We start from the raw sequence: 25,990 nt of genomic DNA, 5'->3' as shown, positions 1-25,990 counted from the left end.
TAAAATGGGCTTTCAGACCGCAAATTGCTCCGGCCAGTCGCGGCGGGTGGCGACCTGTCCCTCGGTACGCAGCCTTGCCACAGCGGCAAGATCGATATCGGCGATCAGCAGCGTGCTCTCCGTCACCGCATCGCTTTCGCTTTCCGCGAGGATGCCAGATGGCGGCATGCCGTAGTCAGACGGCACGTAAAGCGCTGCCCGCCCGCGATTTTCATCGACGGCGGGAGACCATGGAGCTTCGCCAGCGGTCGGGGAGGAAAGAACGGCATATTGATTTTCCAGCGCCCGGGCCTGTGCGCCGATGCGCACCCGGTAAGCGCCGGCCAATGTGTCGGTGCAACTGGGCGCGAGCACCAGTTCCACACCGAGTTCCGCCAGCTTGCGGCCGAGCATCGGAAACTCATTGTCGTAACAGATCAAAATCCCGAGCCTGCCGATGCTTGTCTCGAAGGCTTTCAGACCCTCGACCCCGGCATGAATGTTCCATTGCTCCCGCTCAAAGCGGGTCATGATCTGCTTGTCCTGATAACCGACCAGGCCGTCAGGGCCAAAGAGCCAAGCACGGTTGCGGAACCTGCCGTCCGGGTCCTTCACCGGCGCGCTGCCGGGCTGGAACAGAATCTGATGTTGCCGCGCCAGCTCTTCGCAAAGCTCCACCCAGGAGGGGATGAGCGGCTGTATCTCTTCGATGGAACGGTGCAGATCGGAGCGCGCATCGGATGGCAATTGCCCGGTCAGCGCCATCGCCGAATATTCCGGAAGCAGCAGCAGTTCCGCGCCCTTTTCCTTGGCCTCGCGGACGATGGCGGAAAGATGCGCGGCATAGGCCTCCCATGTCTCGATCAGTTCGATGGCATATTGGCTGGCAGCTAACCGCGTCATTCGTTTGCTTCTCCGGCAATGGTCTTCATCCAGAAGGATAGCGGTTTTGCGCTTTCGCTACTCTCGTCTAGGTCCTGCCATGTGAAGCTGGTGCGCAATTCGGGATGATGGCGATAGCCCCGCTTTTCCCAGAATGCATTCAGCGGCACATAGTCCGCCGGGCGACGCGGATGATCGGCGGAACGCTCGACAGCGCAGAAGGTGCAGCGATCAAAACCAAGGCGTTTTGCATGCGCTTCCCGTTCCTCGAAAAACCGGACGCCGAGGCCATGGCCGCGATAGTCGGGCAGGAGCACGCTTTCTCCGAAATAAAATATCCGGTCCGGGTCGTAACCCGCCTTGACAAAGGGCGCCTTCACCTCATCGGTTTCCGCCATCATCGGCATGCCCGTAGACATACCGACAACGCGCCCGTCATCGAGCGCCAGCACGAACACTGCGCCGTCAGTATTGGCGTAGGTCGCGAGATATTTGCGTTCATAATCCAGCGAGCCGTCATAGAGGTAAGGAAAAGCGCGAAACACCTCGATCCGCAGGCGCGCGAGGTCATCGAAATGGGGCGCGGCGTCAATGCCGGAAAGAGACTTGATTTCGACGGTCATGGGCATTTTCACTCTCGGTCGCACTGGTTATACCGTCATGGAACACCTGCGCAAGCATGAACGGAGAAGACGATGACCGCTGCCGAGACCATCCGCGCCTATTACGATGCCTTCAACCGTCAGGACATGGACGCTTTCCTGGCGCTGCTTCACGATGAGGTGGTGCATGACATTAATCAGGGTGAGCGCCAGACCGGCAAGGCCGCCTTTGCCTCCTTCATGGATCACATGAACCGCTGCTACAGGGAAAACCTCACCGAGATGGTGATCATGGCGAGCGAAGACGGCAAACGCGCCTCCGCCGAATTCATCGTCAACGGCGAATATCTCAAGACCGATGAGGGGCTTCCGGAGGCAGATGGTCAGAAATATGTGCTGCCGGCCGGGGCATTCTTCGACCTGAAGGATGGGAAAGTTAGCCGAGTAACAAATTACTATAATCTGAATGACTGGATCGCCCAGGTCGGCGCCTGAGCCGTCATCTGCCATGCGGGACCGCCGCAACAGGCAGCCATAATTTCCATTATCATGGATATTGACTCCATCATATGAGAATTGTAGTCTCATATGATGGAAAATAAAGATCAAATTCTCGAACGCTCCATCGGCGAGCGGATCAAAACCCTGCGGGCTGAAAACGGTCTGACGCTGGACCGGCTCGCCTCCGAATCCGGCGTCAGCCGCGCCATGATCTCGCGTATCGAGCGTGGCGAAGCGAGCCCCACCGCATCGCTGCTCGCCCGCATCTGCGCAGCACTCGGCCTGTCACTCTCCGGTTTCTTCGCTGAAGATCAAGAGGTGGTTTCCCCGCTGGTGAAGAAGCGCGATCAGCAACTCTGGAAAGACCCGGAGACCGGCTATGTCCGCCGCGCCATCTCCCCACCACGCGTGGGGTCTGACGTTGATATCGTTGAAGTCGAATTTCCAGCAGGCGCGCGTGTCGGTTTTCCGCCGCACGCGGCAAGCCGGGGCATGACGCAATATATCTGGCTTTTCGAAGGTGCTCTGGAAATGACGAGTGGCGGTGTCGTGCACCTGATGGAGCCTGGAGATTGCCTTTTCATGCCGGTGGGCGAAGGGCATGTCTTTCACAATCCTTCCAAAAAACCCGCCCGTTATGCCGTCGTGCTGGATCAAAGACAGCGCTGATTTCCCATAGGAGTTCATATGACCGCCATCCGCGTATTAAATGGGCAGGAAACCATCGACGTCCTGCCCGAACTCTGCGATGTCCTTGCCGAATGTGTGAATGGCGGCGCATCCGTCGGTTTTATGCTGCCCTTCTCTCCACAGGATGCCGAACAATTCTGGCAAGCCGTGGCGGAAAATGTGGGCGAGGGCGGTACCATCCATGTGGTGGCCGAAGTGGATGGCAGGGTGGTGGGCACCGTACAGGTCGGACTTGCTTCCAAACCCAACCAGCCGCATCGCGGCGATCTGATGAAGCTTCTCGTGCATCCCTCGGCGCGCGGCCTTGGTCTCGCCCGCAAGCTTATGGAAAAGGTGGAGCAGGAAGCTGCTTCCCGTGGCCGCACCCTTCTGGTGCTGGATACGGCCACCGGCAGTGATGCCGAAGCGATCTATCCCCGTCTCGGCTGGGAGCGGGTCGGGGTCATTCCCGATTACGCCCTGTTTCCCGATGGGCGTTATTGCGGCACGACCCTGTTTTACAAGCGGATCGGCTAGAACATTGCTGGGGCTTATTGTCCGGGCTTCAGCGTTCGGTTGAAGGCGGCAACGATCATCTTTTCCAGTTCGGCATGAATATCAGAACGATCACGCGGCCCGGCCGGTTCGCAGATCGGATCCCGCTCGCCAACGGATTTGAGAAACGCGCTGGCGCCTTCCTTGCAGAGGGGCAGGAAGCTGAAATGGTCGGCCTCATCGACCTGCTGATAGGTTGCGCCGGGCACCTCGGCTGCTAGTTTTTGAGCCAGCACGGCCGGTGGAATTTTTCCCTCGCTGCCGAGATTGATGAAGGTGAGCGGAATGTTGATCTTTCTCAAGCTCTCCGGATGGAAGGCGAGTGCAAGACCGGGATCGACCAGCACGGCGGAACGGATACGGGGATCGCGGTTCTGTTGTTCGAAACGGGCCTTGTCGATGGTTCTGAGATCGAGCTTCGGTACGCTGACCGGCTCGTTATTGACATAGGCCTGCCCGCCGCTGAACCATTGGCAATCCATCATCGCTGCCTCCTTTTCGCAATAACGCGCATAGGCTTCGAGATCGGCGCGTGCGCCGGATATCTCCATTGCGGCGCTGCCGCCCAGCGAAAAGCCGAGGACGCCGATCCTGCCCGCGTCGACCGAGGCGGACCATTTGCCTTGTGTGGTGAGCGCCGTGACGATCGCGGAAAGATCGCCGGTCCGCTCCCAGATTTTCGGGGTATCGGCCGGCGTGGAATCGCCGCTTGTCGTGCCGGGATGGTTGGTGCCGGCGACGATGAACCCCTCACTCGCGAGTTTTACAGCGATCCAGGCCATGCCGCTCACTCTTGAACCCGAGCCATGGGAGAGAAGTACCAGCGGACGACGGCCAGACTGCACCGCAGCGCCCTTGAAGGCGGGTGTGCCCTGAAAAATCCGATCCTCCCCGGAAAGCACCTGTGTGCCCTTGCCGTCGGATGGATACCAGATCGTCACGACAAGATCCTTGCTCCGTTCGGGCGAATGGATGGTCATGTCGCTGACGCCGACGGCCTCGCCCGCGAAAAGCGGCTGGATGGCGAGAGCGGAAAACAGTAAGGTCGTGATGGTGGTGAAGGTGCGCATGAAAACCTCGTGCGGTGAAAAGAACGAGATGCAGTCTGCGTCGTCATCGGTTTTTTGCGTCCTTGATCGCGTTTGAGGTCGTACCGAAACGCGATCTGGTCCATGACTGGGCAATACAGGGTCTCGCTCAGGGGATATCGTTCGTGCTGTTCATTCCGCTGCCTTTTGTCGTGGCGCTTCTGCTGGTCGTCATGTTCATCGTCTTCCTGCGAAGCGGAGACGATGTGCGGACCAATCGGGCCTTTCTGGCGTCCATCGCCCTTTGCGCCGTGCAATCCGTCCTCGTCGGGTTGCGTTGGGGTTATGGCATCAGCGAAATGCGTTATTCTCTGCCGATCCTTGCCGCCTGCCTGCCGCCCCTTATCTACATTGCCTTTCGCGGATTGATGGGCGCGGGCACGGAGAGCCGCAGGGCGATGCTCGCCAGTCTCGCCTTGTCGCCGCTGTTGATCGTCGTGCTGGAATTTGCATTTCCGGCGGCGATCGACATCGCGCTGATCATCATTTTTGTCGGCCATGCCGTCGCCCTGCTTCTTCTGGGAAGAAAGGGGCCGGATGGGCTGGATGAGGCACAATTCGCTAGCGTCGCTTCGGCCCACCGGGCGCTCATCATCGCCGCGGTTGCTCTTTGTATTTCTGCCCTTTTCGATCTGCTGGTGTTTTTTGATTTCGAATGGGCGGAGGGGCAGAATGTTGCCGCCCTCGTCAGCAATGCCAATCTTTTCGGGTTGTTGTTGATCGGCCTCATGGCTGCTCTCGCCGGTAAAAGCAAAGCGCCGCAAACGGCCGCGGAGCCGGTTCCGGACTTGTCGCCGCCGGCAGAACCATCCGAACAGGACAGGGACATCGTCGCAAGGATCGACCGGCTGATGGATATGCAGGCGCTTTACCGCGACGAGAATCTCAACCTGTCCCGGCTTGCAAGACGCCTCGGCCTGCCAAGTCGGCAAATCTCAGGTGCGATTAATCGCTCTCTTGGCGTCAATGTCTCGCAATATGTCAATCAGCTCCGCATCCGCGAAGCCTGCCGGCTGCTGGAGGAAACGGAGCAATCGGTGACGGCGATCATGTTGTCCGCCGGCTTTCAGACCAAGTCCAACTTCAACCGGGAATTTCGCCGTGTCACCGGCATGAGCCCGGTCGACTGGCGCGAAAGGGAGGTGTGGAAGCTGGTCTCGCCAAACAAAACGGCCACCCGGCATATGCCGGATGACCGTTTGAAGATCGTCGGGAAATGATTGTCGATCAGAGCGTGCCGTTACGCTGCTGGATCATCATGTATGTATCATAGGTGTATTCGGCGATCTGGGCCCAGAGATAGGCGTCTTTCTTGAAGGCCTGCTGGCTTTCATAGATCGTCTTGAAGTTTTCATTCTTGGCCGAAATCTCCGCATAGGTCTCCAGCGCCGCCTTGTGGCAGACGTCGAGAATTTCCTGGCTGAACGGGCGCAGAATGGCGCCCTGCGCCACCAGTTCCTTCAGCGCCTTCGGATTGCGGGCATCGTAACGCTCCAGCATGCTGGCGCTGCCGGCGGCGCAGGCATCTTTCAGGATGCGCTTGTAGTTGTCGGGCAGATCGTTGAATTTCTGCAGGTTCACGAAAGCATGCACGGCCGGGCCGCCTTCCCACCATGCCGGATAGTAGTAGTACTTCGCGACCTTGTAGAAACCGAGCTTCTGGTCGTCATAGGGGCCGACGAATTCGGTGGCGTCGATCGTGCCCTTTTCCAGCGCGGCATAGACATCACCGCCGGCGATCTGCTGCGGTGTCACGCCAACCTTCTGCATCACCTGGCCGGTCAGGCCGGCAATGCGCATCTTCAGGCCCTTGAGGTCGTCGATGGTGTTGATTTCCTTGCGGAACCAGCCGCCCATCTGGGCGCCGGTATTGCCGAGCAGGATCGAGTAGATATTGTGCTGGGCAAGGAATTCATTGAGCAGCTCGTTGCCGCCGGCCTGGTTGAACCAGGCATTGGTCTGGCGTGCGTTGAGACCGAAGGGGACGGAGGTTCCAAGCGCGAAGGTCGGGTCCTTGCCGACATAATAATACGAGCAGGTATGCGCCATTTCGACGGTTCCAGCCGTCACCGCATCCGCCGCCTGCAACGCCGGCACGATTTCGCCACCGGCAAAATGCTGGATGACGAAATTGCCGCCGGAGGCTTCCTTGACATGGTCGGCAACGATCTGGCCTGCGCCGAACAAAATGTCGAGGCCCTTGGTGAAGGACGACGTCATGCGCCAGGTGATCTTGGGGTTTTCCTGTGCGATGGCCGGAGCGGCAAGTGCCGTTGCGGTGACACCGGCGCCGACAGCGCCTGCCTTGCGGATAAATGATCTGCGATCCATGTCGATAAGCCCTGCTATGTCTGCGTATGACGGGCGAACCGCACGGTACGCCTCCCGCCGGCTACTAAACATTTATCCCTGCGGCCATCAAGTGGGAATGTTTGAAACTTGCGTGAAGTTCCGCTGTGCTTGCCGATTGTTGCTTGCGGGTCTTTCTCTGCCCTAGGGCAGGCTGCGTTTTAACGCCGGGTCATCCATTGCAGGATTATAAAACAGCGAAAGCGTCAGGCTTCTGGCGATGCGTTCTGCCGTTTCCATGAACCAGTCATGCGCCTTCATGCTTGGTGCGATGTCATCCAGTGCTGCTGAAAAGAGCGAGAGCCATTGCGGAAAAAGCTCCGCCGACATGCCTTTCACTCCCATATGCGCCTGCACGGGTTTGCCACCATAGCCACCATTCTTGAGGGCGATAGCGGTCCAGAACTGTTTCATCCTTGCCATATGTTCCGGCCAGCGCCCGGCAAGCCGTGCATCAAAAACAGGGCCAAGCGTCGGGTGTTCAAGAACACGGCCGTAAAAGGTTTCCACCAGCAGGTCGATGAAAGCGGCATCGACGCCGATCTCGGCCATGGCCTTTTCCGCCCTGTCCTGAATTTCCGCATTGTGGGCGGCTCGCCCTGCAATTTGATCCTGCATCGTCTTTCCTTTTTGGCAAATTTACCCCGCAGCGCTGCCGGCTGCAATGCGACCCTTTGCCTTATTGGAATAATTCTAAAATGGCTTGATCCCGATAGGGCGCGGATGTATTTAGAATTATTCTAAAAAAGGTTTCAGCCATGTTTCGTAGTCTTTTTTCCCTGTCCAAACGCCCCTTTTCCTCACTTGGTGAACAGGAAATTCTCGCTCTCGCCATCTCGTCCGAAGAGGACGATTCCCGTATCTACCGCTCCTATGCCGACCATCTGCGCGCGCAATATCCGCAATCGGCCAAAGTGTTCGACGATATGGCCGAGGTCGAGCAGCAGCATAGCAATATCCTGATCGACATGCATCGCCGTCGTTTCGGCGAAACCATTCCACTGATCCGCCGCGAACATGTGCGCGGTTTTTACGAACGCACGCCGGACTGGCTGGTGAAAAACCTGTCGCTCGAGAAAATCCGCGCCCAGGCCGAACTGATGGAAGCCCAGGCGATCCGCTTTTACGATGAAGCCATCAAGCGCACCACCGATGCGTCCACCCGCAAGCTCCTGGGTGATCTGGCCGAGGCGGAACGGGGCCACGAAGATATTGCCCGAATGCTGGAGGAAAAGCATCTTGATGACGGCGACCGGACCGAAGAGGAGGAAACCGCCAAGCGGCAGTTCCTTCTGACCTATGTGCAGCCGGGCCTTGCCGGCCTTATGGACGGCTCGGTCTCGACGCTGGCTCCGATCTTCGCGGCCGCCTTTGCCACACAGGATACATGGCAGACCTTCCTGATCGGTCTTTCCGCCTCCGTCGGTGCGGGTATCTCCATGGGTTTTACGGAGGCTGCTCATGACGACGGCAAGCTTTCCGGCCGTGGATCACCGCTGAAGCGCGGCCTGGCCTCAGGCATCATGACGGCCATCGGCGGTCTCGGCCACGCGCTGCCCTATCTCATCCCGCATTTCTGGACAGCGACGGCCATTGCCGCCATCGTCGTTTTTGTGGAACTCTGGGCCATCGCCTTCATTCAGAACCGTTTCATGGAAACGCCGTTCCTGCGGGCGGTGTTTCAGGTGGTGCTGGGCGGTTCGCTGGTGCTGGCTGCCGGTATTATCATCGGCAACGCGTGAAAAAAGAAAGAGCCCGCGACGGCGGGCTCCAATCTATCAGACGTGAAATTTGAACCTTAGCGCAACGCGCCGACCAGAACGTCACGACCATCCTCGATGGAAACCCAGCGGCCCGTATTGAAGGACGCCTGCCGTTTCAGATAGGTGTAATTCGTGTCGGTCCAGAGCTTCACGTCGTCGGTGAGGTTGTCGAGAATATAATCGCCATCCGTGGTGCGAAGCGTCAGCACGGCATGGCCTTCGCCGTCAGGCTTGCGCACGACGGTGATCAGCAGATCGGCCACGGAAAAACCGCGCTCGATCAGCTTCTTGCGCTTCAGCAGCACGAAATCTTCGCAGTCGCCGGCGGTCGTCGGATATTCCCAGACCTCGTCCTTGCCGTAGATTTCCTGGTCGGTCATCGCTACGATGGTGGTGTTGACGGACGTATTGATCTCGCGAATGACGCCCCAGCCATATTCGGTAACGCGGGGCGGCGGCGTCAGCTTGTTGCGAATGTTGCATTCATCCGCATATTTCTGACAGAACTCGTAATGGCCGATCGGCTGGGAGGTAATCCCGCCCGTCACCATGGAAGGGCTTCCCTTGATTTCCGCCATGGCGGAAGCAGCAGTCATTAGCCCGGCGGCAACTGCAAACAGCAGCGCACGCGCCAGCGGTGCGTTCATCATGAAACCCGTCCCTTAATTCTTAATGAAAAGTTAAGAGGGATGGGGGGTAGGAGTCAATCATTAGCAATCGGTGGCGCGCAAGACTCGTTGAATATGGTTAAGAGCGTTGCGCAAATGCCTATATCGCAAGGGCTTTGACGGCTGCGAGCATCCTGTCGATATCCTGCGGCCGGGAAAGCCGGTGGTCGCCGTCGCGGATCAGCGTCAACACGACATCGTCGGCGGGAAGGTGCTCGAGGAGCTTGAGTGCGTGTTGATAGGGGACATCGGGATCACGCATGCCCTGCAGGATGTGAACGGGGCAGCCGGTGGTGATGATGCCCGTAAGCACGCGGTTCTGCTTGCCGTCCTCCATCAGCGCCCGGGTAAAGATGTTGGGTTCAGGGCTATATTCCGAATGTTCCTCGAAATAGCCTCTTTCCACCAGCGACGTCTTTTCCGCTTCCGTCAGGCTGGGCTCTATCAACTCCGCAGTGAAATCGGGAGCGGGGGCAATAAGAACCAGACCCGCGACGGAGGGCGCACCGCCTGCCTTGCGCAGCTCCTCGACCATGCGCAACGCAATCCACCCACCCATGGACGAGCCAACGAGGATGACACGCGCCGGTGCCTTGGCGCGTAGCACGGCGAGTGCTTCTTCCAGCCACCGCGAAATCGTGCCTCTTTTGAAATCGCCACCGGAAGCTCCGTGGCCGGAATAATCGAGCCGCAGGCAGGCAAGACCATTTTCCGCTGCGAAGCGATCGAGCTCCACCGCCTTGGTTCCCGTCATGTCGGAACGATAGCCACCGAGCCAGACGAGCAGGGGTGCGTCCGGCTGTGATGCTGCGCGGCGATGGAGAAAAGCGATGTTGCGGGCGTCGTCACCCGCTCCCATATGCAGGAATTCAGCGGCTTGTTCGGTCATGTATATGCAATTCTCCTGATTTTCGTGCAATATCGGCGGCGTATTTGCAAAAACCGTGGCAAGAGGTGATCTTTTCGGGCAGATATGCTATTGACTTCGCCACGGCAATAACGACATTTCCGCCGCTTGTACCAAACAAGCTGTTTTTTGCTGACGTGATCCAGAAACAGATCAGGAGAATACGACCATTCGCAGACCTTTCAAAGCCGATGCCCCCGTCAAGGAGGGCCCGCGCTCCAACCGGGAAATTCGGGTTCCCAGAGTTCAGCTTATTGATGAAGAGGGCCAGAACCTCGGTAGCATGCCGACGGATCAGGCTTTGAAAATGGCGGAAGAGGCCGGTCTCGATCTCGTCGAGATTTCGCCGAACGCAGAGCCGCCGGTATGCAAGATCCTCGATCTCGGCAAGCTTAAATACTCGACCCAGAAGAAAGCCGCTGAGGCGCGCAAGAAACAGAAGATCGTCGAGGTCAAAGAAATCAAGATGCGCCCCAACATCGACACGCATGACTATGACGTGAAGATGAAGGCGATGAACCGCTTCTTTGACGAGGGTGACAAGGTGAAGGTGACGCTGAAGTTCCGTGGCCGTGAAATGGCCCACCAGGAACTTGGCATGAAACTTCTCCTCCAAGTGAAGGAAGATACCCAGGCGATTGCCAAGGTTGAAGCCGAGCCGAAGCTGGAAGGCCGTCAGATGATGATGGTTCTCGCCCCGAAATAATTTTGCGCCAGTCCTGAAAGCTGCGTAAATCACCGCCGCAAGGGGAAATTTTCATTCCCCGTTGCGCTTTTAGCCGACTGCGGTTATAAGCGCGCGTCCGAACGGTCCGGCAGGGCATGCCGAGGCCGTTCCTGAATAGCTTGAAATAGGCCTCGTCTGCCTGTTTCGATACAAAAACACGGAGTAGCAAAATGCCCAAGATGAAGACGAAGTCCGCTGCAAAAAAGCGGTTCAAGATCACCGCTACCGGTAAGGTTGTTGCAGCCGCCGCCGGTAAGCGCCACGGCATGATCAAGCGTACCAACAAGTTCATTCGCGACGCGCGTGGAACCATGGTTCTCGCCGAAGCTGACGGCAAGAAAGTCGTCAAGAACTACCTGCCGAACGGTCTCTGAGACTTTTCCGCACTTTTGGACACTTTAAGGAGATCATGACATGGCACGCGTAAAACGTGGCGTAACTTCCCGCGCCAAGCACACCAAGACACTCAAGGCAGCCAAGGGCTTCTACGGCCGCCGCAAGAACACCATCCGCGCAGCAAAGGCTGCCGTGGATCGTTCCAAGCAGTACGCTTACCGCGACCGCAAGGTCAACAAGCGCAACTTCCGCGCTCTGTGGATCCAGCGTATCAACGCTGCTGTTCGCGAATTCGGCCTGACCTACGGCCGCTTCATCGACGGCCTGAACAAGGCTGGCATCGAAGTCGACCGCAAGGTTCTGTCCGACATGGCTATCCATGAGCCGGCAGCATTCGGCGCGCTCGTTGAAGCAGCGAAGAAGGCTCTTGAGTACCTCAAGGATGCTGGTACGACCAACGAGTTTGAAACCGCTGTAAAGTAATTACGGCGCGGACAATCTGTTGTTCATTTGAAACCCGCGCCGGTCCTCCGGCGCGGGTTTTCGATTTTTTGGAATTCACGGCAGTTTCGGCAAAGGCGTAGAGCGTTTTGCACCGGGGTTGCCAGAAGGGTGGGGCATCCGGCTTTCGGTCGGAATGTTCCATTGGGGGGCAAGAATGCTGGTTGCCGCAAGTGAGACGGAAAAGGCGAAGGGTTTCCACGTCCATCTCGAAGATGGCGATATCGCAGCCTTGATGCGGGTTCTGCTTAAAAGCGAGCGCCGCGTGCAGAAACTCGAGCTTTCCACAACGACCGTCTGGATAAAACGCCAGGGCACGGAAACGCCGTCCTGGTGGATAAAGCTGCAGACTTTTCTCGCAAAGCTGCTTCCCTATACCTTTATGCGTCCTTCGCCGCCGCTTGATGGCGCCGGTCTCATGCGCCGCGAACTCGAAACGCTGGAGGCCTTCAAGGCCCGTGGTTTCCCCGTGCCCCCCGTCATCTATTCCTCGCTGACGGCCGTTGTGCTTGGCGATGTCGGCCCCACCATCATGGAGCGCATGGATGCGATAAAGGCCACGACAGCGGTGGAGCACGATGCGCTGCTTGTAAAATCCGCAGAAGCGCTTGGCGAGTTGCATGCGGCGGGTCTCTGCCATGGTCGTCCGCATGTGCGTGACTTCTTTCTTCAGGACGGCCGTGTCGGTTTCATGGATTTCGAGGAGCGTCCTCAGGAGGTCATGCCGCTGGAAACGGCGCAGGCCCGCGATATATGGCTGCTGTTTTTACAGGTCGCCACCCGCGCCTGCGATGCGCCGGGGACCTGCGATGCGGCCTTCGCCTGCTGGCGCGAAAACGCCCCGCCCCAGGCGCTGGAAGAATTGTGCCGCCTGACCGGCATTCTGGGGCGATTTTTACCGCTTGCCCGGTTGATCGGGCGCGTGCGGATGGGTAGTGATCTGCGACGCTTTATCATGGCGACCGACTATCTGATGAATGCTGTGAACCCCGAAGCCGCTGTTAAAAAGACCGGCAAGGCAGGAAAAGATGACTGAACTTGATACCTTGAAATCGCAATTGATGTCGGAGATCGCCGCTGCTGCCGATGAGCCGGCCATCGAAGCCGTGCGCGTTTCCGCGCTGGGCAAGAAGGGCTCGGTTTCGGAGCTTCTGAAGACGCTGGGCAGCATGACGCCGGAAGAGCGCCAGACCCGCGGTGCTGCCATCAACCAGCTTAAGACTGAGATCACCGATCTTATCGGCGAACGCAAGAATGCGCTGAAGGATGCTGCCATCGCCGCCCGGTTGAAGGCAGAAACGGTGGATGTCAGCCTGCCGGTCCGCCAGTCCCCGGCCGAGCGTGGCCGCATTCATCCCATCAGCCAGATCGTCGATGAAATCACCGCCATCTTCGCGGATATGGGTTTCTCGATCGCCGAAGGTCCCGATATCGAGACCGATTATTACAACTTTACGGCGCTGAATTTCCCCGAAGGCCACCCGGCCCGCGAAATGCACGACACCTTCTTCTTCCAGCCGGATGAAAACGGTGAGCGTAAGGTGCTGCGCACGCACACCTCGCCGGTGCAGATCCGCACCATGGAAAGCCAGAAGCCGCCAATCCGCATCGTCATTCCCGGCAAGACCTACCGTCAGGATTCCGACGCCACCCATTCGCCGATGTTCCATCAGGTCGAAGGTCTTGTCATCGACAAGAAAGCGCATGTCGGCAATCTGCGCTGGGTGCTGGAAGAGTTCTGCAAGACCTTCTTCGAGGTCGACAGCGTCGTCATGCGTTTCCGCCCGTCCTTCTTCCCCTTCACGGAGCCGAGCTTCGAGGTGGATATTCAGTGCGACCGTTCTGGCCCGATCGTCAAGTTCGGCGAAGGCAATGACTGGATGGAAATTCTCGGCTGCGGCATGGTGCACCCGAACGTGCTGCGTGCTGGTGGGCTGGACCCGGACGAATATCAGGGCTTTGCCTGGGGCATGGGCCTCGACCGCATCGCCATGCTGAAATACGGCATGCCTGATCTGCGCGATTTCTTCAACGCCGATGTCCGCTGGATGAACCATTACGGCTTCCGCCCGCTCGACATGCCGACGCTGTTCGGCGGTTTGAGCGTTTAATCCGGTTAGCCAAGGAGCAAAGACATGAAATTCACTCTTTCCTGGCTGAAAGAGCATCTGGATACCGATGCGACGCTGGACGAGATTTGCGAGCGGCTGACGGCAATCGGCCTCGAGGTCGAAGAGGTTGACGACAAGGCGGCTTATAAGCCTTTCGTCATTGCCAAGGTGGTTTCCGCTGAAAAACATCCTGAGGCCGACCGCCTCAAGGTGCTGATGGTCGATGCCGGTGATGGCAAGCCGGTGCAGATCGTCTGCGGTGCGCCCAATGCACGCGCCGGCCTTGTCGGTGCGCTGGCGCGTCCGGGCGTGTATGTCCCGGGTATCGATGTCACCCTTGCTGTCGGCAAAATTCGCGGCGTCGAAAGCCACGGCATGATGTGCTCCGAAAAGGAGCTCAACATTTCCGACGATCATGACGGCATCATCGATCTGCCGCAGGATGCCCCCGTCGGCACGTCCTTCGCCACCTATGCCGGCCTCGACGATCCGATGATCGAAATCAACCTGACGCCGAACCGTCCGGATTGCACCTCGATCTACGGCATTGCCCGTGATCTCGCGGCTTCCGGTCTCGGCAAGCTGAAGACGAGGCCTGCACCGTCCTTCAAGGCGGAAGGCGCAACGCCCGTCGATGTGAAGCTGGAACTGGACGATGCGGCGCTCTGCCCCGGCTTTTCGCTGCGCATCGTGCGCGGCGTGAAGAACGGCCCGAGCCCGAAATGGATGCAGCAGCGCCTGATGGCAATCGGCCTGCGCCCCATCAACGCGCTTGTCGACATCACCAACTACATGACCTTCGACCAGGGCCGGCCGATGCACGTCTTCGACGCCGCCAAGGTCAAGGGCGATCTTACGGTTCGTCGTGCGAAAGAGGGTGAGACCATCCTCGCACTCGACCAGCGGGAATATAAGCTCGGCCCGAACAATGTCGTCATTGCCGATGAAAAGGGCCTAGAGTCCATCGGCGGCGTGATGGGCGGCGAACATTCCGGCTGCGATGACAATACCGTCGATGTGCTGATCGAATCCGCTCTCTGGGATCCGATCAACATCGCCAAGACCGGCCGTTCGCTCGGCATCATCACCGATGCGCGTTATCGTTTCGAGCGCGGCGTTGATCCGGAGTACATGGTTCCGGGTCTGGAGCGCACCACCGAACTGGTTCTGGAACTCTGCGGCGGCGTCGCTGGCGAAGCCCGGGTCGTGGGTTATAAGGGCCATCAGCCCAAGGTCGTGGATTTCCCGCTCGCGGAAGTGAAACGCCTGACGGGTCTGGAAGTTTCGGCAGAAGAGAGCCTCACGATTCTCAAGGGCCTCGGTTTCGGTGTCGAGGGAACGGGCGAGCGCGTTTCCGTCACCGTCCCGTCCTGGCGTCCTGATGTCGACGGCAAGGCTGATCTGGTGGAAGAAGTCATGCGCATCCACGGCGTCGACAATATCAAGCCGGAACCGCTGGAAAACTTCGGTGCCGTCAACGGCCGTATCCTGACCACGCTGCAGATCCGCACGCGTACCGCGCGCCGTGCCCTGGCAAGCCGTGGCATGCTGGAGGCCGTCACGTGGTCCTTCATTCCGGAAGCGCAGGCGAAGCTTTTCGGCGGCGGTTCGCCCGCGCTGAAATTGGCCAATCCCATCGCGGCCGACATGTCGGATATGCGGCCCTCGCTGCTGCCGGGGCTTCTCACCGCCGCCCAGCGCAATGCCGACAAGGGCCATGGCGACGTGGCGATCTTCGAGGTTTCCGGCACCTATGAGGGTGATAAGCCTGATAAGCAGCGCCGGGTTGCCGGCGGTGTTCGCCGTGGCACGGCCTCGCTCGCGGGCAGCGGCCGCATGTGGTCCAATGCTGCCAAGGGCGGCGGCAAGCCGGTGGATGTCTATGACGCCAAGGCCGATGCGCTCTCGGTACTCGAGGCCTGCGGCCTGCCCATGGCCAATGTGCAGATCGAAGCCGGTGCGCCTTCCTGGTATCACCCCGGCCGTTCCGGCACCATCAAGATGGGCCCGAAGGTCGTGCTCGGTTATTTCGGTGAATTCCATCCGAAGACGCTGTCCGAACTCGATGTTTCCGGCGCCTATTGCGGTTTCGAGATTTATCTCGATGCCATGCAGGAGCCGAAGAAGAAGGCGACCCGTACCAAGCCCGCACTTGAGCTTTCGCCCTTCCAGGCAGTCAAGCGCGACTTCGCCTTCGTGGTCGACAAGTCGGTCGAGGCGGGTGCCATCATCAAGGCCGCAACGAGCGCCGATCGCAAGCTGATCACCGGCGTCAATGTCTTCGATATCTTCGAGGGTGCGTCACTTGGCGAAAATCGCAAGTCGGTTGCCATCGAAGTGCAGATCCAGCCGGTCGACAAGACCCTGACGGATGAGGATTTCGAAGCGCTGACGGCCAAGATCGTTGGCAATGTCGAGAAGTCGACAGGTGGCGTTCTGCGCGCTTGAAAGCCTATGGCTGAATGAAAAAAGCCGCGGCGGTTGCCGCGGCTTTTTTGTTTCTAGCGGTTGGCCATCTGGGACATGCGCGCGGGATATCGTTCTCCCGCAACCTTTGCCGGGGAGAGGAGGGCACCGAGGCTCGCAACTTCCTCCGCCGTCAGCGAAACATCCGCTGCAGCGACGTTTTTCTCCAGATTGGCGGTTTTTGTGGTGCCGGGGATAGGAACGATGAAGTCGCCCTGTGCCAGCACCCAGGCCAGCGCCAGTCGTCCGGCGGTAACGCCCTTTTCAGCCGCCATGTCTTCCAGAAGCTGGATGAGTGCCAGATTGGCGTCGAAGTTTTCGCTTTGGAAGCGCGGCAGGCCGCGACGGAAATCATCGGCAGCGAGGCCGTCGAGTGACTTCAGCGCGCCCGTCAGAGCCCCGCGCCCAAGCGGGCTGAAGGGGACAAAACCAATGCCGAGCTCACGGCAGGTTTCCAGCACGCCGTTCTCCTCCACATCGCGGGTCCACAGCGAATATTCGCTCTGAATGGCGGCAATTGGATGGGTGGCGTGCGCTTTGCGAAGCGTTTCGGCGCTCGCCTCCGACAGGCCGAGATGTTTCACCTTTCCTTGTCGGACCAACTCCGCCATGGCCCCGACCGTCTCTTCGATAGGCACATTGGGATCGACGCGATGCTGGTAAAACAAGTCGATGGCATCGACGCCAAGACGTTTGAGCGAGGCTTCGGCGACGGCGCGCACATTTTCCGGCCGGCTGTCGGTGCCCACCATCATCTGGCCTGCGGGTTTGCTGGGGTCGATCCTGAAACCGAATTTGGTGGCGATGACCACCTTGTCGCGATAGGGCTTCAAACCCTTGCCGACGAGAATCTCGTTATTGTAAGGCCCATAAACCTCTGCCGTATCAAAAAAGGTGACGCCGAGTTCGACGGCGCGGTGCAGCGTCGCTATTGCGCTGCTTTCATCGCCGGTCGGGCTATAGGCATGAGTCATTCCCATGCAGCCGAGGCCAAGCGCCGAAACGGATAGGTTGTTTCCAAGGGTTCTTTGTTTCATCTGTTCGTCCTTCCATAAGGAACCGCCCGTCATCAGGGCGTGATCAGAAAATAGCGTCTCATGGCGGTAAAAATAATCGCTGCAAATCCGCGCGGGTTGTTCTATCATTTAGAACAATGAACCGTGTGCAACTCTCCCAGCTGGCCGTTCTTGCCGCCGTCGCCGAAGGCCGCAGCTTCCGCAAGGCTGCGGCTGAACTCGCCATAGCGCCCTCCGCCGTCAGCCATGCGGTATCGTCGCTGGAGGCGAGCCTTGGGCTGCGCCTGTTGCATCGTACCACCCGCAGCGTTTCGCCGACGGAAGAGGGCCGGTTGCTTCTCGAGACGCTGGGCCCGGCGCTCGCCGATATCGATGCGGTCATCGAAACCCTTGCCGAGCATGGCGGACGACCGGCTGGCCCCCTGCGGATCACCTTACCAAGACTGGCTGCCGAAGATCTCATCGTGCCCCGGCTGGGCGAGTTCCTGCGGCTCTATCCCGATATTTCCCTCGAAATCTCAACGGATGACCGCTTCGAAGACATTGTCGCAAAGGGCTTCGATGCCGGTCTGCGGCTCGGAGAACATCTCGATGCGGATATGATTGCGGTGAAGGCGAGCGGCGCATGGCGCGGCGCAATTGTTGGTTCTCCGTCCTATTTTGCAGAAAATCCACCGCCACGCGATCCCAGGGATCTCATCCGGCATCGCTGCATTCGCCGCCGTTTCGCCAGCGGCCTTATCTATCGCTGGGAACTGGAGAAAAACGGCAAGCCGCTGGTGGTCGATGTCCAGGGACCTTTGATCCTGTCGGACCAGAGCCTCATTCGCCGGGCGGCGATCGACGGGGCAGGGCTCGCCTTCGTTTTCGAGCAGCGCGTTGAGGACGATATCAGGGAAGGCCGGCTCATCCGGGTGCTGGAGGACTGGTGCGCGCCCTTCGACGGCTTTTACATCTATTATCCCTCGCGCCGGCAGATGCGCCCGGCGCTGAGGGCGTTTGTGGATTTCTTCCGTTTCCGGGGATGATCAGAACGTTATGCGATAGCGGATATGGCCGTCGCTCTTCACGTAGCTGTCATAGAGCTTCTGGGCGCGGTGATTGTCTTCGCCGGTATTCCAGTAAAGCCGCGACCAGCCCTTGTCCTTGCAGATGGTGATCAGATCGTCCATCAGCGCCCGGCCCGTTCCCTTGCCGCGGATTTCTCCATCGACGAACAAATCCTCCAGATAGCAGTCAGGTGTCTTCACCCAGGTGGAATCATGGAAATGGTGGATGGCGAAACCAGCCATTCGGTCGCCGAGCATAGCCACGCGCATGGAAACGCGGGATGCGGGATCGAGGATACGCGTCCATGTGTGTTCCGTCACATCATCGGCAAGATCGACGTCATAAAAGGCGAGGTAATCGTTCCAGAGACGCAGCCATTCCGCCCGGTCAGCCGGCTGCACGTTACGAATTGTAAGTTCCATCTTAAGCGCCTGCCTTGTCGAGAAGGGTCATCATCTCATCGGTCAGCTTCAGCTCGACAGCACGTTTGAAGCTTTCAAGCTGCGACAGGCTGGTGGCGCTGGCAATCGGTGCGGTTATCGTCTTTTTCCGCAGCAGCCACGCCAGCGCGATATCCGCGAGCTTGGCCCCGGTCTGCACCGCCACCGCATCCATGGCGCCGAGAACGGCAAGGCCACGCGTGTTGACATATTCGCCGACGCGATAGCTGCGAGCAACACCCTCCGTATCCGCCTTGGCGCGATATTTCCCGGTCAGGAAACCGGCTGCGAGGCTGTAATAGTTGATGACGCCGATATCCTCCTTGACGCAAAGGTCGGCAAGAGGACCTTCAAAATCTGCGCGGTTGTAAAGGTTGTATTCCGGCTGCAGCACATCATAACGCGGGAGATCATTCTTCCGAGCCACATCCAGTGCCTCTTGAAGCTGGCTCGCGGAATAGTTGGAGCAGCCGATGGCGCGGATTTTTCCCTGTTCCTTCAGTTTTGCGAAGGCGGCAAGCGTCTCTTCCAGCGGGACGTCCGCATCCGGCTTGTGGGCGAGATAGAGGTCGATATAGTCGGTTTGCAGCCGTTTCAGCGAGGCTTCGACAGCCTCCGCGATCCACTTGGCGCCGAGGCCGGTCTTCTGGCCGCGATTGTCGAAACCGACCTTGGTGACGATAACCGTCTCCTCGCGCTTCACGCTCGATTGCTTCAACCATTTGCCGATGATCGCCTCGGATTCGCCGCCTACATGCCCGTCCACCCAGGCGGAATAGACATCCGCGGTGTCGATGGCGTTGAACCCGGCATCGAAAAATGCATTGAGCAGGGCAAAGGAAGTCTTCTCATCCGCCGTCCAGCCGAACACGTTGCCACCGAAGACGATCGGCGCGATGGAGAGGCCAGTCCGGCCAAGGCTTCGTTTTTCCACGGGAATGCTCCTGTTGCTGACTTGCCGCAGGTTAGCAACTGCCCGCCGGCATAACCATTCAATTCCTTTGATGGCACCCATCAGCCGGCGGGCACGGTCGGGAAAATCAGGACTGAAAGCCGCGATAGTGGCTGGGCGGATAACGATTATGCTGTTGCCAGACGCGCCGCAAATGCCGGGCGGAGGCAAAACCCGCCCGCTCGGCGATGGCTTCCATATCGAGGCGGCTATTTTCAAGAATGTCACGGGCGAGATTGATCCGCATCAGATTGACGTAATCGATGACGCTGATGCCGGTATGCTCGCGAAACAGGCGCGACAGATGTCTTTCGCTGAGTGCTGCGATATCGGCCAGCCGCTCCAGCGACCAATCCTGTGCCGGCTCAGTCATCACCCGGTCCTGCACCCGGTGAATGGCGGGGTGCATGTGGTTACGGCCGGTAAGCCAGGGGGAAATCTGCGGATCGCTGCCGTTACGCCTGAGATAAACGACCATGGTTTGGGCAATGCGCGCCGCGACGGCGGGGGATGTCAGCCGCGAAACCACATGCAGCATAAGGTCGATGCCGGTGGAGATGCCTGCGCTGGAAAAGCGGTTGCCATCCTCGACAAACAGGCGGTTTTCGGCCACCTGGGACAAAGGCGCGACACGGCGGAGCGCCGCGATGCAGTCGCTGTGCGTGGTGCAGTTCCGCCCGTCGAAAAGGCCGGCGTCACCCGCCAGCAATGCGCCGGAGCAGATGGAAATGACTGTCGTGTCGACACGCACGGCGCGGCGCAGCCATGCTGCCAGTGCCTGCCGCTCCCGCCGAGTTTCCGGTTCGCTCTCGGAGCGCGAGGTGCTGCCGGAGATCAGCAGAAAGGCATTCTCCGGCAGTGTGACAGGCAGGGTCTCCAGCCCGCAAATGCCAAGGCCGATCGAGGATTGTTGCCTGTCCTGTGCCGCGATGTAGCGGCAATCGAAAAAAATATTGTTCTGCTCCTCATTGGCATAACGGATCACCTGCAGGGGACCGGCAATATCGAGCAACAGCGCGTGCGGCGGCACAAGCGTATAAAAAGGAATGACGCGTGTGCCGCCCTTATCCATCAGGCTGCTGCCTTCAGGGGTGCAAGCGCGTCGCTCACAGTGGCGATGCGCGCGAAGCGGCCGGCCAGCACCAGCTCGGTCCGCTTACGGATGTCTTCCGCGCTGAACACCGTGCCGGAGGCGTGCGTCATCGGAAAGGTCAGCGTCGCCTCGGTAACGTAGTCGACACTGTAGCCGAGGTCGGAGGCGTGCCGGGTGGTCGTTTCGCAGCATTGTTCGGTGCGGATGCCGGAGACGATCAACCGGTTGATGCCCTTCTGCGTCAGCCAGATTTCAAGGCCGGTGCCGGCAAAGGCCGAATGGCGGTTCTTGTGAAAGGTCATGTCGGGTGCGATTTCCACACCCTCCAGCGCACGGACATAGCCGCTGTCTTTCGAGAAGGCCTTGTCGCCATCGACATGGAAGATTTGAACAACGGGAATTCCCGCGGCCTTGGCGCCGTCGATCAATGCCTGCTGTTTCTCCAGATAGGCGGCGAGCCCGCTTTCCTCGAAATAAGGGGTGTGCCGAAACGATTCCTGAACGTCGATGACGAGCAGTGCGGTGTGAGAAGAGGACATTTCATGTTTCTCCATTGGGGTTACTGATAGCATAGTTTCCCTTTAACGATCTCGATAAAAGCAACCAGGCCGACAAAGGCAGGACATATCCAGCCATAATTTATACTGATTGGACTTTGCCGGCTTGCCACATGGTGCCGGGATGGTAAGTTTCCGAATAAATGGCAGAGTGGGAGAACGGGAATGCTGCGCTTCGGAATAATCTCAACGGCGAAGATCGCTCAGGATCACGTCATTCCGGCAATACAGGATGCGCAAAACTGTGTGGTCAGCGCCATTACCAGCCGAGATCACGCCAAAGCGCGTGCAGTAGCCGAGCGTTTTTCCGTGCCCCATGCCTTCGGCTCCTATGAGGAGATGCTGGCATCGGATGTGATCGACGCGGTCTATATTCCGCTTCCCACCGCGCAGCATGTGGAGTGGACCATCAAGGCCGCCGATGCTGGCAAACATGTTCTCTGCGAAAAGCCGATTGCATTAAAAGCGGAAGAGATCGATACGCTCATCGCTGCGAGAGACCGCAATGGCGTCCTCGTATCCGAGGCTTTTATGGTCACCTATTCCCCTGTTTGGGCGAAGGTGAAGGAATTGCTGGCGTCGGGCGCCATCGGCACGCTGAAACATGTGCAGGGCGCTTTCAGCTATTTCAATCGCGATCCCGGCAATATGCGCAATATTCCCGAATTGGGTGGCGGGGCGCTGCCTGATATCGGCGTTTACCCAACCATCGTGACCCGTTTTGCCACCGGCGCCGAGCCCAGGCGCGTGCAGGCCACGGTGGAGCGTGACAGGGAATTCGGCACCGATATTTATTCCAGCGTCCGGGCCGATTTCGGCACTTTCGAGCTGAGCTTCTATCTGGCAACCCAGCTTGCCTCCCGTCAACTCATGGTCTTCCACGGCACCGATGGCTACATCGAGGTCAAATCCCCGTTCAACGCCAATCGCTGGGGTGCGGAAGAAATCGAACTGACCAATCAGGCCCATAACCAGTCGCAGGTCTTCCGGTATCAGGATAGCCGCCAGTACAAGCTCGAGGCGGAGGCCTTCGCCCGCGCGGTGAGAGGCGAGGGCGAAGTCGTCACGCTGGAAAATTCAAGGAACAACCAGCTTTTTATCGACGCCATCTACCGGGCGGCGGAAAACGACGGTTGGGAAACGGTTTAATCCGGATCCCGCCGCCGTTTTTGCAGCCGAACATATCCGTAAAGCGCCAGGATCAGTGCTGCGATCGCTGAAAGTGCGAGCGGGATGAGCGGCTGCAGCAGCGGGTTGCGCCACAACAGCAGGGCAAACAGGCCGACGCCGACGATGCGGGAGGTAAGCGTGACCGCATTCCTCAGAAAGCCGTTCAGTTCGCTGCCGTTCGAACGGTTCAGCCGCCAGCTCGTCGCAAGCCCCGCCGCCGCACCCGGCAAACGGGCTGCCAGCGGATCGACGCGGAGATAGAAAACAAGCAGACTGGTAACGGCAAGATCGACCGCCAATCCGCAAATTTCGGTCAGCGCGAAGTGCGGAAGTCTCAACGGGGTGGGCTTTTAAAGCGTCGGCTGCGTGGAGCGCGGGCGCTGCAGCACCAGAAGGCCGATCACGACACCCACGACGCCGAAATTATAACCGGCAAGCGCCAGAAGCAGCGACATCAGCGGCACGGCCGTGGAAGAAAGCACCATCGCGACACCGTAGGCGCCGATAATCATCATGCAGATGAAAACGATGCTGAAGACAGAACGCAACGCAACTGCGGTTACGCCAAGCACTGTGGCGGTAAGAAAAATCATGGATGCCGCCTCCTCTTTGGTTGCCGGGTCTGGAACAAGACGTAGCGTCTCCTTCCCTAACGAACCCTTGTTTTCTCCTCCAATCCCTGTTTTCCTAACTCGTTAGTTGAGGATATGGTTTCATCGTCGTTAAAATCGGCGAGCCGATGTCGGCATTTCCGAATCGACGGCTTTTGGTTACAAACGGTCATGAGCGATATCTTCTCCCACGCCGCATTGAGCAATCTTGCCGAATTTTCGGTGTCCGAACTGTCAGGTTCCATCAAGCGCACGGTGGAGACGGCTTTCGAACAAGTGCGGGTGCGCGGCGAAATCTCCGGCTATCGGGGTCCGCATTCTTCCGGCCACGCCTATTTCTCGCTGAAGGATGATCGCGCCCGTATCGACGCGGTGATCTGGAAGGGCACGTTTTCTCGGCTGAAGTTTCGCCCGGAAGAGGGGATGGAAGTGATCGCGACGGGCAAGATCACCACCTTTCCCGGTTCGTCCAAATACCAGATCGTCATCGAAAACCTGGAGCCAGCCGGTGCCGGCGCGCTGATGGCGCTTCTGGAGGATCGCCGTCGGCGGCTGGCGGCAGAGGGACTTTTTGATGCGACCCGCAAGCGTCCCCTGCCATTCATGCCGCGTGTCATCGGCGTCGTCACCTCGCCCACGGGTGCGGTTATTCGCGATATTCTTCACCGTATCTCGGATCGGTTTCCGGTCCATGTCGTCGTCTGGCCGGTCAAGGTGCAGGGCGAAGGCTCGGGCGAGGAGGTGGCGAACGCCATTCGTGGCTTCAATGCGCTGAAGCCCGGTGGCGACATTGCCCGTCCCGATGTGCTGATCGTCGCGCGCGGTGGCGGCAGCCTTGAAGACCTCTGGAGCTTCAACGACGAAATCGTCGTGCGGGCGGCGGCCGAGAGCGAAATCCCGCTGATTTCCGCCGTCGGGCACGAGACCGATACGACATTGATCGATTATGCCGCCGATGTGCGGGCGCCGACGCCGACAGGCGCTGCTGAAATGGCGGTGCCGGTGCGGGCGGAACTCGAAGCGCAGCTTTCCGGTCTTGCTGCCCGCCTCTCCGGTTCGGTTTCGCGGCAGATGGATAATCGACGTCAGGGCGTGCGGGCGCTCGTGCGCGCTTTGCCGTCCCTCGATCAACTTCTCGCCCTGCCGCGCCGCCGTTTCGATGAGGCTGCGAGCGGTCTTGGCCGTGGATTGGAATTGACGACGCTGAACAAGCGCCGCGCCTTTGAACGTTCCGCCTCGGAACTGAGACCGGAAACCTTGCTGAACGGTCTCAAACATCACAGGCAGCGGATCACCGAGCGCATGCAACGGGCCGAGACCCTGGTGGAGCGCCGTCTGTTGCAGGGCAAAGGCCGGGTTGATTCATTCGATTCCGCGCTGCGTTCGCTTCCTGCCCGCCTGCTTGGCCAGCTGGAACGGCAGAAGGAACGGGTCGTCACCGCAGCGCGCCGGGCCGATACAGCAGTGCTGCACCGCATGGCGCAGAACCGTTCCGGTCTCGCCGCTCATGACCGTATCCTGCAATCCCTGTCCTACAAAAACGTGCTGAATCGCGGTTATGCCGTGATCCGTGACGAAGAGAACCGGCCATTGACCCGTGCCGCCGCCATTGCCTCAGGCGCTGTGGTCTCGATGGAATTTGCCGATGGCCGCGTTTCCGCCATCACGACGGGAGAGGGGACACCCGCCCCGGATACTGCCGCCTCACCAAAAAAGAAGCCGGCGAAACCGGCTTCCTCCGGCCCTGGCAATCAAGGCAGCCTGTTCTGATCAGATCGACGCCACATCCGAAATGCGGCGGCTGACGGTGAAGGTCTTTTCAATATCGGGATGCAGCTCCATACCAAGGCCTGCACCCGGCGGTACGGTGATCATGCCGTTTTTCACCTCAGGCAAAGCGGTCACGAGATCGCGATACCAGGTCTTGTAGAAGGCGCGCACGCTTTCCTGCACCAGCGCATTTGGCGCGTTGAGCGAAAGATGGGTGGAGGCGCACAGCACCACCGGGCCTGTGCAATCATGCGGCGCAACCGGCAAGTGCCAGGCTTCCGCCATGGAGGCGATCTTGCGTGCTTCCGAAAGGCCGCCGCACCAGCTGATATCAAGCATGACAACACCGGCCGCGCCCGTTTCCAGGAGATCGCGGAAGGCCCAGCGGGAACCGAGTGTTTCGGACGCGGAAATCGGTGCGGGCGACACGGCGGCATACCGCGTCAGGCTGGAAAGGCTGTCCATCTTGATCGGATCTTCATGCCAGAAGGTCTGATAGGGGGTGAGCGCCTTGGCGATCTGCATGGCGGGGAGAAGCTGCCACATGGAGTGAAACTCCACCATGATATCCATCTTGTCGCCCACCGCCTTGCGGATTTTTTCGAAAGGTTCGAGCGCGCTTTTGAGGTCCGGCATAGAGATATATTGCCCGCGCGTCTTCTCCGCCGCCGCATCGAAGGGCCAGATCTTCATGGCGGTGATGCCGTCTTCCAGCAGCGAATGGGCAAGCTCGTCGGCGTTATGCAGGAAGCCGTTCAGATCGTCATAATCCTTGCCGTCGGAGAGGCCGTAATTGGCCGTCTGCTGACCGGTCGCCTTCTTGATATATTCGGTGCCGGCGCAGGTATTGTAGGTGCGGATTTCCTTGCGGCTGAAGCCGCCGAGAAGCTGGGCGATGGGCTGGTTGGTGGCCTTGCCGAAAATATCCCACAGCGCGATGTCGAAGGCGGAATTGCCGCGCACTTCCGCTCCCGATGAACGGAAGCCGAGATAACCGACGAGGTCCTGCGCCAGAAGATCGATCTGCAGCGGGTCGCGGCCGATCACGCGGGGGGCGATATATTCATGCACATAGGTCTCCACCGTCTCCGCTCCGAAGAAGGTTTCGCCGAGCCCGGTAATGCCCTCATCCGTATGGACCAGAACCCAGAGCAGGTTCGTCCGTTCCGCCACACGGACGGTCTCGAGTTTCGTGATTTTCATGGTGTCTCCTCCAGAGGCAGTCGG

At 59.1% G+C, this 25,990-nt stretch carries 29 protein-coding genes; 14 read left to right on the top strand and 15 right to left on the bottom strand.

Translation table 11 applies throughout. The annotated features are described in order from the left end of the window. Positions 1-12 precede the first annotated feature (12 nt). On the bottom strand, positions 13-882 hold the full coding sequence (locus O8B93_RS02545; protein WP_269708240.1) for a carbon-nitrogen hydrolase family protein: 870 nt from the start codon (positions 880-882) through the stop codon (positions 13-15). Further along, a complete protein-coding gene (locus tag O8B93_RS02540) occupies positions 879-1,484 on the bottom strand; it encodes a GNAT family N-acetyltransferase (RefSeq protein WP_269708238.1) in 606 nt (201 codons plus the stop codon). The genes O8B93_RS02545 and O8B93_RS02540 overlap by 4 nt, the downstream gene beginning before the upstream one ends. Before the next feature lie 72 nt (positions 1,485-1,556). Between O8B93_RS02540 and O8B93_RS02535 the strand changes: the two genes are divergently transcribed. The 3 genes from O8B93_RS02535 to O8B93_RS02525 all read left to right on the top strand — a co-directional run bounded on the left by O8B93_RS02535 (position 1,557) and on the right by O8B93_RS02525 (position 3,170). After that, on the top strand, positions 1,557-1,958 hold the full coding sequence (locus O8B93_RS02535; protein ID WP_269708237.1) for a ketosteroid isomerase-related protein: 402 nt from the start codon (positions 1,557-1,559) through the stop codon (positions 1,956-1,958). A gap of 93 nt (positions 1,959-2,051) precedes the next feature. Beyond that, positions 2,052-2,633, top strand: a complete 582-nt coding sequence (locus O8B93_RS02530; RefSeq protein ID WP_269708235.1) for a helix-turn-helix domain-containing protein — start codon at positions 2,052-2,054, stop codon at positions 2,631-2,633. Between the two features lie 18 nt (positions 2,634-2,651). Continuing rightward, positions 2,652-3,170, top strand: coding sequence for a GNAT family N-acetyltransferase (locus O8B93_RS02525; protein WP_269708234.1), 519 nt, complete (start codon positions 2,652-2,654; stop codon positions 3,168-3,170). A 14-nt stretch (positions 3,171-3,184) separates the two neighbouring features. Here the strand turns inward: O8B93_RS02525 and O8B93_RS02520 are convergent, their stop codons facing one another. Continuing rightward, positions 3,185-4,258: an alpha/beta hydrolase family protein gene (locus tag O8B93_RS02520; protein ID WP_269708233.1), complete on the bottom strand. Its 1,074-nt coding sequence runs from the start codon at positions 4,256-4,258 to the stop codon at positions 3,185-3,187. 143 nt (positions 4,259-4,401) lie between these two features. On the opposite strand from O8B93_RS02520, the gene O8B93_RS02515 reads away from it, so the two are divergent. Further along, a complete protein-coding gene (locus O8B93_RS02515; RefSeq protein ID WP_269708639.1) occupies positions 4,402-5,496 on the top strand; it encodes a helix-turn-helix domain-containing protein in 1,095 nt (364 codons plus the stop codon). Between the two features lie 7 nt (positions 5,497-5,503). Here O8B93_RS02515 and O8B93_RS02510 read toward each other — a convergent pair whose 3' ends face one another. Then, a complete protein-coding gene (locus O8B93_RS02510) occupies positions 5,504-6,607 on the bottom strand; it encodes a TRAP transporter substrate-binding protein (RefSeq protein WP_269708232.1) in 1,104 nt (367 codons plus the stop codon). Positions 6,608-6,769: 162 nt separating this feature from the next. Then, positions 6,770-7,243: a group III truncated hemoglobin gene (locus O8B93_RS02505; protein ID WP_269708231.1), complete on the bottom strand. Its 474-nt coding sequence runs from the start codon at positions 7,241-7,243 to the stop codon at positions 6,770-6,772. A 140-nt stretch (positions 7,244-7,383) separates the two neighbouring features. Here O8B93_RS02505 and mbfA point away from each other — a divergent pair, with 140 nt between their 5' ends. Further along, positions 7,384-8,367 carry an iron exporter MbfA gene (gene mbfA, locus O8B93_RS02500; RefSeq protein ID WP_269708230.1) on the top strand — a complete coding sequence of 328 codons (984 nt, stop codon included), beginning with the start codon at positions 7,384-7,386 and terminating at the stop codon, positions 8,365-8,367. A 56-nt stretch (positions 8,368-8,423) separates the two neighbouring features. On the opposite strand, the gene O8B93_RS02495 is transcribed toward mbfA, so the two are convergent. Next, complete coding sequence (locus O8B93_RS02495) at positions 8,424-9,038, bottom strand: transglutaminase-like cysteine peptidase (protein ID WP_269708229.1); 615 nt, start codon at positions 9,036-9,038, stop codon at positions 8,424-8,426. A 118-nt stretch (positions 9,039-9,156) separates the two neighbouring features. Further along, on the bottom strand, positions 9,157-9,945 hold the full coding sequence (locus O8B93_RS02490) for an alpha/beta hydrolase (protein ID WP_269708228.1): 789 nt from the start codon (positions 9,943-9,945) through the stop codon (positions 9,157-9,159). A gap of 187 nt (positions 9,946-10,132) precedes the next feature. Here O8B93_RS02490 and infC point away from each other — a divergent pair, with 187 nt between their 5' ends. From infC to pheT, 6 genes are all read left to right on the top strand, one after another. Then, positions 10,133-10,669: a translation initiation factor IF-3 gene (gene infC / locus O8B93_RS02485; protein ID WP_077224822.1), complete on the top strand. Its 537-nt coding sequence runs from the start codon at positions 10,133-10,135 to the stop codon at positions 10,667-10,669. Positions 10,670-10,860: 191 nt separating this feature from the next. Then, positions 10,861-11,064 (top strand): 50S ribosomal protein L35, encoded by a 204-nt coding sequence (gene rpmI, locus O8B93_RS02480; protein WP_003493355.1) that lies wholly within the window; start codon positions 10,861-10,863, stop codon positions 11,062-11,064. Positions 11,065-11,104: 40 nt separating this feature from the next. Next, positions 11,105-11,509: a 50S ribosomal protein L20 gene (gene rplT / locus O8B93_RS02475; protein ID WP_003507464.1), complete on the top strand. Its 405-nt coding sequence runs from the start codon at positions 11,105-11,107 to the stop codon at positions 11,507-11,509. 175 nt (positions 11,510-11,684) lie between these two features. Further along, positions 11,685-12,563, top strand: a complete 879-nt coding sequence (locus O8B93_RS02470) for a phosphotransferase (protein ID WP_269708227.1) — start codon at positions 11,685-11,687, stop codon at positions 12,561-12,563. Further along, positions 12,556-13,638 (top strand): phenylalanine--tRNA ligase subunit alpha, encoded by a 1,083-nt coding sequence (gene pheS, locus O8B93_RS02465; RefSeq protein WP_110755727.1) that lies wholly within the window; start codon positions 12,556-12,558, stop codon positions 13,636-13,638. The genes O8B93_RS02470 and pheS overlap by 8 nt, the downstream gene beginning before the upstream one ends. Before the next feature lie 24 nt (positions 13,639-13,662). Then, complete coding sequence (gene pheT / locus O8B93_RS02460) at positions 13,663-16,086, top strand: phenylalanine--tRNA ligase subunit beta (protein WP_269708226.1); 2,424 nt, start codon at positions 13,663-13,665, stop codon at positions 16,084-16,086. Between the two features lie 53 nt (positions 16,087-16,139). Here the strand turns inward: pheT and O8B93_RS02455 are convergent, their stop codons facing one another. Further along, entirely contained in the window at positions 16,140-17,141 is a 1,002-nt protein-coding gene (locus tag O8B93_RS02455; RefSeq protein WP_269708225.1) for an aldo/keto reductase, read from the bottom strand. A gap of 116 nt (positions 17,142-17,257) precedes the next feature. Between O8B93_RS02455 and O8B93_RS02450 the strand changes: the two genes are divergently transcribed. Further along, positions 17,258-18,148: a LysR family transcriptional regulator gene (locus tag O8B93_RS02450; RefSeq protein ID WP_269708223.1), complete on the top strand. Its 891-nt coding sequence runs from the start codon at positions 17,258-17,260 to the stop codon at positions 18,146-18,148. Here O8B93_RS02450 and O8B93_RS02445 read toward each other — a convergent pair whose 3' ends face one another. From O8B93_RS02445 to O8B93_RS02430, 4 genes are all read right to left on the bottom strand, one after another. Continuing rightward, positions 18,149-18,592 (bottom strand): GNAT family N-acetyltransferase, encoded by a 444-nt coding sequence (locus O8B93_RS02445; RefSeq protein ID WP_269708222.1) that lies wholly within the window; start codon positions 18,590-18,592, stop codon positions 18,149-18,151. It lies immediately after the preceding gene. A 1-nt stretch (position 18,593) separates the two neighbouring features. Then, positions 18,594-19,544, bottom strand: coding sequence for an aldo/keto reductase (locus O8B93_RS02440; protein WP_269708221.1), 951 nt, complete (start codon positions 19,542-19,544; stop codon positions 18,594-18,596). A gap of 106 nt (positions 19,545-19,650) precedes the next feature. After that, entirely contained in the window at positions 19,651-20,634 is a 984-nt protein-coding gene (locus O8B93_RS02435; RefSeq protein WP_269708220.1) for a GlxA family transcriptional regulator, read from the bottom strand. Then, positions 20,634-21,194, bottom strand: coding sequence for an isochorismatase family protein (locus tag O8B93_RS02430; protein WP_269708219.1), 561 nt, complete (start codon positions 21,192-21,194; stop codon positions 20,634-20,636). The genes O8B93_RS02435 and O8B93_RS02430 overlap by 1 nt, the downstream gene beginning before the upstream one ends. Positions 21,195-21,377: 183 nt before the next feature. Here O8B93_RS02430 and O8B93_RS02425 point away from each other — a divergent pair, with 183 nt between their 5' ends. Further along, on the top strand, positions 21,378-22,361 hold the full coding sequence (locus O8B93_RS02425; RefSeq protein WP_269708218.1) for a Gfo/Idh/MocA family protein: 984 nt from the start codon (positions 21,378-21,380) through the stop codon (positions 22,359-22,361). Here the strand turns inward: O8B93_RS02425 and O8B93_RS02420 are convergent. Beyond that, entirely contained in the window at positions 22,358-22,720 is a 363-nt protein-coding gene (locus O8B93_RS02420; protein ID WP_269708216.1) for a GtrA domain-containing protein, read from the bottom strand. The genes O8B93_RS02425 and O8B93_RS02420 overlap by 4 nt on opposite strands. 12 nt (positions 22,721-22,732) lie before the next feature. Beyond that, complete coding sequence (locus O8B93_RS02415) at positions 22,733-22,975, bottom strand: hypothetical protein (protein ID WP_010970778.1); 243 nt, start codon at positions 22,973-22,975, stop codon at positions 22,733-22,735. A gap of 189 nt (positions 22,976-23,164) precedes the next feature. On the opposite strand from O8B93_RS02415, the gene xseA reads away from it, so the two are divergent. Continuing rightward, a complete protein-coding gene (gene xseA / locus O8B93_RS02410; protein ID WP_269708214.1) occupies positions 23,165-24,763 on the top strand; it encodes an exodeoxyribonuclease VII large subunit in 1,599 nt (532 codons plus the stop codon). Here xseA and O8B93_RS02405 read toward each other — a convergent pair whose 3' ends face one another. Further along, entirely contained in the window at positions 24,764-25,966 is a 1,203-nt protein-coding gene (locus tag O8B93_RS02405) for a mandelate racemase/muconate lactonizing enzyme family protein (RefSeq protein ID WP_269708213.1), read from the bottom strand. Positions 25,967-25,990 lie beyond the last annotated feature (24 nt).

This window comes from Martinezella rhizogenes (genome assembly GCF_027460065.1).
GTDB lineage: Bacteria > Pseudomonadota > Alphaproteobacteria > Rhizobiales > Rhizobiaceae > Agrobacterium > Agrobacterium rhizogenes_C.
Note: the sequence above shows the minus strand (reverse complement) of the source record. Positions and strands in the feature narration are given on the sequence as shown.

Excerpts from the sequence above, each read along its gene's own strand:
- O8B93_RS02450 (WP_269708223.1), top strand. The coding sequence starts at position 17,258 with ATGAACCGTGTGCAACTCTCCCAGCTGGCCGTTCTTGCCGCCGTCGCC.
- O8B93_RS02415 (WP_010970778.1), bottom strand. The coding sequence starts at position 22,975 with ATGATTTTTCTTACCGCCACAGTGCTTGGCGTAACCGCAGTTGCGTTG.
- rpmI (WP_003493355.1), top strand. The coding sequence starts at position 10,861 with ATGCCCAAGATGAAGACGAAGTCCGCTGCAAAAAAGCGGTTCAAGATC.
- xseA (WP_269708214.1), top strand. The coding sequence starts at position 23,165 with ATGAGCGATATCTTCTCCCACGCCGCATTGAGCAATCTTGCCGAATTT.
- O8B93_RS02510 (WP_269708232.1), bottom strand. The coding sequence starts at position 6,607 with ATGGATCGCAGATCATTTATCCGCAAGGCAGGCGCTGTCGGCGCCGGT.
- O8B93_RS02495 (WP_269708229.1), bottom strand. The coding sequence starts at position 9,038 with ATGATGAACGCACCGCTGGCGCGTGCGCTGCTGTTTGCAGTTGCCGCC.
- O8B93_RS02455 (WP_269708225.1), bottom strand. The coding sequence starts at position 17,141 with ATGAAACAAAGAACCCTTGGAAACAACCTATCCGTTTCGGCGCTTGGC.
- pheS (WP_110755727.1), top strand. The coding sequence starts at position 12,556 with ATGACTGAACTTGATACCTTGAAATCGCAATTGATGTCGGAGATCGCC.
- mbfA (WP_269708230.1), top strand. The coding sequence starts at position 7,384 with ATGTTTCGTAGTCTTTTTTCCCTGTCCAAACGCCCCTTTTCCTCACTT.
- rplT (WP_003507464.1), top strand. The coding sequence starts at position 11,105 with ATGGCACGCGTAAAACGTGGCGTAACTTCCCGCGCCAAGCACACCAAG.
- O8B93_RS02530 (WP_269708235.1), top strand. The coding sequence starts at position 2,052 with ATGATGGAAAATAAAGATCAAATTCTCGAACGCTCCATCGGCGAGCGG.
- O8B93_RS02540 (WP_269708238.1), bottom strand. The coding sequence starts at position 1,484 with ATGACCGTCGAAATCAAGTCTCTTTCCGGCATTGACGCCGCGCCCCAT.
- O8B93_RS02505 (WP_269708231.1), bottom strand. The coding sequence starts at position 7,243 with ATGCAGGATCAAATTGCAGGGCGAGCCGCCCACAATGCGGAAATTCAG.
- O8B93_RS02545 (WP_269708240.1), bottom strand. The coding sequence starts at position 882 with ATGACGCGGTTAGCTGCCAGCCAATATGCCATCGAACTGATCGAGACA.
- O8B93_RS02435 (WP_269708220.1), bottom strand. The coding sequence starts at position 20,634 with ATGGATAAGGGCGGCACACGCGTCATTCCTTTTTATACGCTTGTGCCG.
- O8B93_RS02525 (WP_269708234.1), top strand. The coding sequence starts at position 2,652 with ATGACCGCCATCCGCGTATTAAATGGGCAGGAAACCATCGACGTCCTG.
- O8B93_RS02425 (WP_269708218.1), top strand. The coding sequence starts at position 21,378 with ATGCTGCGCTTCGGAATAATCTCAACGGCGAAGATCGCTCAGGATCAC.
- O8B93_RS02490 (WP_269708228.1), bottom strand. The coding sequence starts at position 9,945 with ATGACCGAACAAGCCGCTGAATTCCTGCATATGGGAGCGGGTGACGAC.
- O8B93_RS02520 (WP_269708233.1), bottom strand. The coding sequence starts at position 4,258 with ATGCGCACCTTCACCACCATCACGACCTTACTGTTTTCCGCTCTCGCC.
- O8B93_RS02405 (WP_269708213.1), bottom strand. The coding sequence starts at position 25,966 with ATGAAAATCACGAAACTCGAGACCGTCCGTGTGGCGGAACGGACGAAC.
- pheT (WP_269708226.1), top strand. The coding sequence starts at position 13,663 with ATGAAATTCACTCTTTCCTGGCTGAAAGAGCATCTGGATACCGATGCG.
- O8B93_RS02535 (WP_269708237.1), top strand. The coding sequence starts at position 1,557 with ATGACCGCTGCCGAGACCATCCGCGCCTATTACGATGCCTTCAACCGT.
- O8B93_RS02470 (WP_269708227.1), top strand. The coding sequence starts at position 11,685 with ATGCTGGTTGCCGCAAGTGAGACGGAAAAGGCGAAGGGTTTCCACGTC.
- O8B93_RS02430 (WP_269708219.1), bottom strand. The coding sequence starts at position 21,194 with ATGTCCTCTTCTCACACCGCACTGCTCGTCATCGACGTTCAGGAATCG.
- O8B93_RS02445 (WP_269708222.1), bottom strand. The coding sequence starts at position 18,592 with ATGGAACTTACAATTCGTAACGTGCAGCCGGCTGACCGGGCGGAATGG.